The sequence below is a fragment of the Mesorhizobium sp. M0587 genome, from assembly GCF_040320945.1.
In the GTDB taxonomy this organism is placed as follows: domain Bacteria; phylum Pseudomonadota; class Alphaproteobacteria; order Rhizobiales; family Rhizobiaceae; genus Mesorhizobium.
On sequence record NZ_JAMYQP010000084.1, the window covers coordinates 1 to 6,676 of the forward strand.

The window sequence follows — 6,676 nt, forward strand, 5'->3', positions numbered from 1 at the left end:
CGCCCGGGAGCAGTCGCAGCGTGTACAGCTTGACGAAGCCCTGCACGTCGCGCTGGTCGTGCACCGAAATCTCCTGAAGGTGTGGAGGCGGAAGCCTGTCCGGCCCTTGCGGCCGGCCACGATGACGTTGCCCTTCCAAACCTTCAGCCGGACGGTGTTGTTGACCCGCTCCATTAAATGCCGGGACCAAACATATTCGGCGGGAGCACTGATCCTCAATCAGCGAGCGGATGCAGTCGGTCGCCGTTCGGGGAGCAATATAGGGCTGAGTCGCCAGCCTCCGGAACTTACGTGAGAAGCCATTCCTTGAAGGATTCAGCTTTGAGACCTTTCCCTCTGACTTCCGCTATTTGGGGAATTCTGTTGATCAGCGGCGTGGTCAACGTGCTTGCGCTGATCTCGCCGCTGTTCATGCTTCAGGTCTATGACCGCGTTCTGGCAAGTGGCAGCGTATCGACGCTGGTAGGGCTCGTCGTGCTTGCTGCGGGGCTTTATGCGTTCCAATGCCTGCTCGACATTTTGCGCGCCCGCGTGCTGCTGCGGATTGGCGAGCGTTTCGATGGAGAGTTTTCCGGACGCGTTCACGATGCGATCGTTCGCCTTCCGCTTTCAACGCGCATGCCGGGCGACGGCTTGCAGCCGCTTCGCGATCTCGACAATGTTCGCGGCTTCTTAGGTGGAAACGGTCCGACAGCGTTCTTCGATCTGCCATGGATGCTGCTTTATCTTGGCATTTGCTTCCTCTTTCATTTCTGGATCGGCATGACGGCACTTATCGCGGCGGTCGGTCTCACCTCTCTGACACTTCTTGCCAACACTCTCTCGCAACGGCCGATACGGAATACCGTTGCCCACAACATGGCAACAGCGCTTTGCGATGCCGACCTGCGCCTGCAGGTGCAATCGGCCATTCTTACCGTCGGTGCGTCCCTTGTCATCAGACAGGAGGCTACGGCCGGGGTCATGATTGTCAGTTCGATAATGATGGGGCGTGCGCTGGCTCCGGTCGACCTGGCCATTTCAAGCTGGAAATCCTTCCTCATGGCGCGCCAAGGTTGGGCGCGGCTGGAGGACCTCTTGGAAAAGGTTCCTGAATCCGCTCCTGTTATGCCAATGCCTGCACCTGAACGCGAACTGCGCCTCGAAGGCGTGACAATCGTTCCGCCCGGCGAAAGGAAGCCGACCGTCACCGGCCTTGCGTTTGCCATTCAGGCGGGAAGCGCACTCGGGATCATCGGTGCATCGGGCTCGGGCAAGTCGACACTCTCGCGCGCCATCGTCGGCGCATGGGCGCCGGTCGCCGGAAAGGTTCGCATCGACAGCGCAAGCCTTGATCAATGGGACCGGGAAGCACTAGGCCGTCATATCGGCTATCTGCCACAAGACGTTGAACTGTTCGACGGCACCATTGCCGAAAACATTGCTCGTTTTGAAGATAATCCTGACCCTGACGCTATTGTCGCCGCGGCGAAAGCAGCGGGCACGCACGAACTGATCCTCCGATTTGAGCACGGCTACGAAACTCCGATCGGTGAGGCCGGATCGGCACTTTCCGCCGGGCAGCGCCAGCGTATCGGTCTTGCCCGTGCTCTTTATCGAGACCCTTTCCTTGTTGTGCTGGATGAACCCAATGCCAATCTCGATGCGGAAGGCGAGGCTGCGGTCGTTAAGGCTATCGCCTCCGTGCGCGAGCGCAAGGGCATTGCGGTTGTCGTCTGCCATCGGCCGAGCGCCATCCGCGCCGTGGATTTGGTGTTGGTGATGGAAGGTGGACGGCAGCGAGCATTCGGTGCGCGTGATGAAGCGCTTTTCAAAGTCCTGAAGGGGACAGCGATGGCACGAGGCGCTGGCGTCAACGCCATCCAGTCTACACAGGATCACGTGGGAGAGCGCGCTGACATGGAGGATCCCGGTGTCCGGCATTCATCAGAACAATGACGTTTCCAGCTCCATTCGCCGCCACCTGGTGGCGGGCCTTCTGGCGAGCGTAATCTTTGTGGGAGGAGCCGGAGCCTGGGCGGCCTTCACGAATCTCTCCGGTGCGGTTGTCGCGTCCGGACACTTTGTCGTCGATTCCTATGTCAAGAAGGTGCAGCACCCGACCGGCGGGGTGGTGGGAGAAATCCTGGTGCGCGAAGGCGATAAAGTGAAAGCCGGCGACATCCTCATGCGGCTCGATGCCACCCAGACGCGCGCCAATCTCGCCATAGTCACCAAGCGGCTCGATGAGCTCGCCGCCTACCAGGCAAGACTCGATGCTGAACGTGACGATCTCGCGGAGATCGCCTTCCCGGACTGGCTGCTCGCCCGAAGAGATGTTCCGGACGTGGCTTCGGCAATACATAGCGAGACGCTGCTGTTCGAATTCCGCAGACAATCCCGCGACGGAAAGCAGGCGCAACTGGCGGAACACATTACTCAATATCACCACGAGATCGAAGGATTCGAGGCGCAGGAAATTGCCTGTGAAAAAAGGATCGAGGTTCTCCTAAAGGAAATTGCTGTTCTGAGTGGGCTGCGCGACCAAGGCATTGTCTCGGACCAACGGTTGAACAGCCTGAAGATCCAGGTTGCCACTTTCGGTGGCGAACGCGGTGAGAAGATCGCACATCAGGCACAGACAGCAGCCCGCATAGCCGAAACGCGCCTGCAGATCCCGCAGATCGATCAGGATTTCAAGACCGAAGTCGGCCAGGAGCTCAGAGAGGTTCAGGCGCAGATCGGGGAGTATGGTGAGCGCAAGGTGGCGGCTGAACAGGAACTGCGACGGATCGATATCGTCGCGCCGCAGTCAGGCACCATTCAACAACTCGCAGTTCATACGGTCGGCGGAGTGATTACGCCCGCCGATCCGATCATGCTAATCGTGCCGGAAGGCGACGATCTTGCGCTGGAAGTACGGATCACCCCGAAGGACATCGACCAAATCCAGCTTGGTCACAAGGCCGTGCTGCGGATGTCAGCCTTCAATCTGAGAACCACGCCGGAATTGAACGGATATGTCAGCCGGATCGCAGCCGATCTGGCGACGGACGAAAAAAACGGCATTTCGTATTACCTGGTGCGTCTATCGGTTCCGTATGCGGAACTGACGAAGCTCAAGGACCTGACGCTCGTGCCCGGCATGCCGGCCGAAGCGATGGTCCAGACGGGCGAGCGTACGGCGCTTTCCTATTTTGTGAAGCCGCTGTCGGACCAAATCAGTCGGGCATTCCACGAGGAATGAAAGTAATCCACAGAAATATATTGTTGGTATTTCTGTTGGTTGTTCGCAGGCTACGTGGGTAGTAAACATCCTGAAAGTACTGGCATACTTTCCTCACTTGGATTCCGCCTCTGAGGAGGTTGTCCATGTCCACGAGTAATGTCGAACGCCCGCTGCAGCCGGGCGACCGGGCGCCGAATATTATTCTCATGCGATCTTGCGCGAAGGCAAAATCGCGCTGACCCATCGTTGATCGGCTTGTTTCGAGGCCTGCACTGTGCGTTCTGCCGGCGCAGTGTCGCGGCAATGGCGCAACTCAAGCCGGCCCTGGGTGAGAAAGGCGTCGAATGCCTGGCGGTCGTCAATACGCCGGTAGAGCGGGCACGGCTCTATTTCCGTTACCATCCGACACCCGATCTTCTCGCTGCGTCCGACCCGGAGCGGGCATCGCACCGTGCTTTCGGTTTGCGCGAGGTCGGGATGGACAAGGTCATGGGGATCCGTATCGATCTCCCGGGTGAGTTGCCCGAGCCTATGGACCCGATGGCAATGGACGAGTTTCTCAACAAGAAGGAGGGATATGAAATTACGGAAGCCGATCAGGCATAGGCGCCGAAATAGACGATGGCCAGTGCATACCAGACGGCGACGCCGATGGTACCCTGGAGGTGTAACGGGTCGGTAAGCTGGAAGCCGATGGTAATCAAGGCGATGATCACGGTCAGCCACGCGCCCAGCACTCCAAAGGGACTCCTGTAGGGCCGTTCAATGTTCGGGAAACGACGGCGCAGTTGCAGGAAGGTCAGCCCCTGCAGAAGATACGAGAACATAGCGCCAAAAACAGCCATGTTCAGGAGCGTGCCGCCGATGTAAGTGCCGGCGGCCCCGCCGCCTTGGGTAAACCAGATCACCACCATCACGACGAAGCCCACGAGCGATCCTGCGGCAACCGCCACGTTGGGCGTCTTGTGCTCGCCATGGGTTACCGACAGGAAATGCGGGAAGTAGCCCGCGTGGCTCAGCGAAACTATTTGCCGTCCGTAGGCGAAGATGATCGCGTGGAAGCTGGCGACCAGCCCTGCAACTGCGAACAGCGCGAGGACCTTCGCCCAGCCTGCTCCGTAGATGACCCTGAAGCCGTCAAGGATAGGCTCACCCGACGTTTCGTAGGCAAAGGATCCGTCGGGCAGGGCCAGGTTGATGATCAGGATCAGGACCCCTGTGACCAGGAGTGTAAACATGCCGAGCATGATGCCTTTGGGCATATCACGCTTGGGATCCACCGATTCCTCGGAGGCAAGTGGCGATTGCTCAATGGCGAGGAATAGCCACACCGCAAACGGCATCGCCGCGAAAATACCTCGCAGCCCGAACGGCAGGAAAGGCCCGTTCCCCTCCGGCAGCGCGACTGCAGCGCCGTCGGGTCCCACTCCGATATTCATCGCATTCTTGGCGAAGTCGAATCGTGCCCACGCCAGCGCACTGAAGAAGAAGAATACCAGGATGGCCAGGGCGATGAGCGTGACGACCACGGTAACTCAGAACGGAAGTGCGACGCCGCGCACGTTCAACCCGACAAAGATCAAGTAGCCCACGGGCCACCAGACCGGCTGCCATGCGTCCGGGGTGCCTGTGATGGCCGTCATGTAGGTGCCGATGAAATAGACCACGACTGCCGGGGTGAGAACATATTCAATGTTTTCCGCGCCGCCTTTGAGCCCAGAAGATCGGTGGCCCGGATGGCGAACCAGTAGCGCGACGGTCGCTCGGCGGGCACCAGCACCTGGTTGATCTCGTCGCCGGGCTTCAGGCCGAATTTGGCCGCCTGGCTGCCCAGCCGCACGAAGCCAACCGCCACGCTCGCGTAGCGCCCTAATATCCAATCCTGCAGCCTTGAGGCGCTCCGTGGATGAATTGCCAGACCCGAGTTGCAGCCTCACCAACTTCGATGTCCGGATCACCCATGTCGATTGCCATGTCCGGATCGACGGAGTGGCAGTGCAAGCAGGAAAATGAATACCACTTGAAGTTGGTTCGTCTCCGATGACGTGCCGCAACGCATTGATAAAAACATTCTGATATAAGGTCTATTTTCCATAGAGTTTCCGCACAGACTGGAAAATCAATGGGTCCTAAGCTTTTGGTTATAAAACCTGAGGAAGGCATTGCCGTCCTCAAGGGGCTAGCCTCTTCGGCGCGCATTTCCATGCTCAAGCTGCTGCATGAGAAAGGGCCGATGAATGTTAACGATATTGCTGCCGTGCTGTCGCTGCCGCAATCGACGGTGTCGACCAATATCCAGGTGCTGGAGGATGCAGGACTGATCCGCACCGAGAACCAGAAGGCGAAGAAGGGCAGCCAGAAGATCTGTTATCCGACCGCAGAGGAAGTGCTCGTGGTCTTCAAGAGCGAATATCGTGCGCTCAAGAACAACGCCATCGAAGTGTCGATGCCGATTGGACTTTACACCGGTTTCGAGGTGACGGCGCCCTGCGGTCTCTGTTCGCCGGACGGCATCATTGGTCTGCTCGATGTGCCGAACACTTTCCTCGATCCGGATCGTATGAAAGCCGGGTTGTTGTGGTTCACGCGCGGCTTTGTCGAATATCAGTTTCCCAATAATGCCAAGCTAGCCAATGCCGAGATCACCGAACTGGAAGTGGCGGTAGAACTATCCTCTGAAGTGCCAGGCACGAGCGCCGACTGGCCCTCCGACATTACGCTGACGATCAATGGCGCCGATGTCGGCACCTGGACGTCACCCGGGGATTTCGGGGACAAGCGCGGCGTCTTCACACCGTCCTGGTGGAAGCTCAAGGGCTCTCAATATGGCAAGCTGAAGAATTGGCGGATTTCTACCGACGGCACCTATGTCGACGGTGTCAGAATTTCGGAAACCAGCCTCGCCGCACTGGACCTCAAAAGCCATCATTCAATCCGCGTCCGTATCGGCGTGAAGGATGACGCCAAGCGTCCTGGCGGGATCAATATCTTCGGCAAGGGGTTTGGAAATTATGACCAGGACATCCTGCTGAGGGTCAAAACCGGATGATAAGCCTCGTTGGAAGCCGTCACCCTAGCAATGTGACAAGCAACTAGATTGAGTGGCTCAGCCTTTTCCGAAGTGCTCGGGCCTGTCACAGCGCGCTCAACGAGGCGTCTCTCGCCCTTGAAGTCTGTGCATGGGCGTGACGATCTTGTCTTGCCTGCCAGCTTCGCGCTTCACTGCCTCATATGCGTCGGCGCTACCTGCTTGGTGATCGAGGCGGCACCGGTCGAACATGGTCTCGGAGGTTCGCGAAGCTTCTCGCGACAGCCACCCAGCCGTTCATCTTCATTGCGGGATTGGGCAGCATGGCACCTACGGATGCCGCCGATGGCGCGACCGACGTCTGCAGCCAATCAGCGCCAGGATTGCCGGCCGCAGCCGTAAGGATCATGCAACTTTTGAAAACAGAGCGACGTCACATT

5 protein-coding genes and 1 pseudogene are annotated in these 6,676 nt (G+C 58.5%); 4 read left to right on the plus strand and 2 right to left on the minus strand.

Going from position 1 to position 6,676, the window contains the following annotated elements; translation table 11 throughout:
* The first annotated feature begins 411 nt into the window (after positions 1–411).
* From NKI49_RS32920 to NKI49_RS32930, 3 genes and pseudogenes are all read left to right on the plus strand, one after another.
* Positions 412–1,938: a type I secretion system permease/ATPase gene (locus tag NKI49_RS32920; RefSeq protein WP_352695927.1), complete on the plus strand. Its 1,527-nt coding sequence runs from the start codon at positions 412–414 to the stop codon at positions 1,936–1,938.
* Complete coding sequence (locus NKI49_RS32925; RefSeq protein ID WP_352695923.1) at positions 1,913–3,226, plus strand: HlyD family type I secretion periplasmic adaptor subunit; 1,314 nt, start codon at positions 1,913–1,915, stop codon at positions 3,224–3,226. Before NKI49_RS32920 ends, NKI49_RS32925 begins: the two co-directional genes overlap by 26 nt.
* A gap of 125 nt (positions 3,227–3,351) precedes the next feature.
* A pseudogene (locus NKI49_RS32930) lies at positions 3,352–3,808 on the plus strand (thioredoxin domain-containing protein); the annotation flags it as partial.
* Here NKI49_RS32930 and NKI49_RS32935 read toward each other — a convergent pair.
* Together NKI49_RS32935 and NKI49_RS32940 are read right to left on the minus strand one after the other, a co-directional pair.
* On the minus strand, positions 3,805–4,737 hold the full coding sequence (locus NKI49_RS32935; RefSeq protein ID WP_352695925.1) for a permease: 933 nt from the start codon (positions 4,735–4,737) through the stop codon (positions 3,805–3,807). The pseudogene NKI49_RS32930 and the gene NKI49_RS32935 overlap by 4 nt on opposite strands.
* A gap of 110 nt (positions 4,738–4,847) precedes the next feature.
* Complete coding sequence (locus tag NKI49_RS32940; RefSeq protein WP_352608391.1) at positions 4,848–5,063, minus strand: hypothetical protein; 216 nt, start codon at positions 5,061–5,063, stop codon at positions 4,848–4,850.
* A gap of 267 nt (positions 5,064–5,330) precedes the next feature.
* Between NKI49_RS32940 and NKI49_RS32945 the strand changes: the two genes are divergently transcribed.
* Positions 5,331–6,257 carry an ArsR/SmtB family transcription factor gene (locus tag NKI49_RS32945; protein WP_352608389.1) on the plus strand — a complete coding sequence of 309 codons (927 nt, stop codon included), beginning with the start codon at positions 5,331–5,333 and terminating at the stop codon, positions 6,255–6,257.
* Positions 6,258–6,676 lie beyond the last annotated feature (419 nt).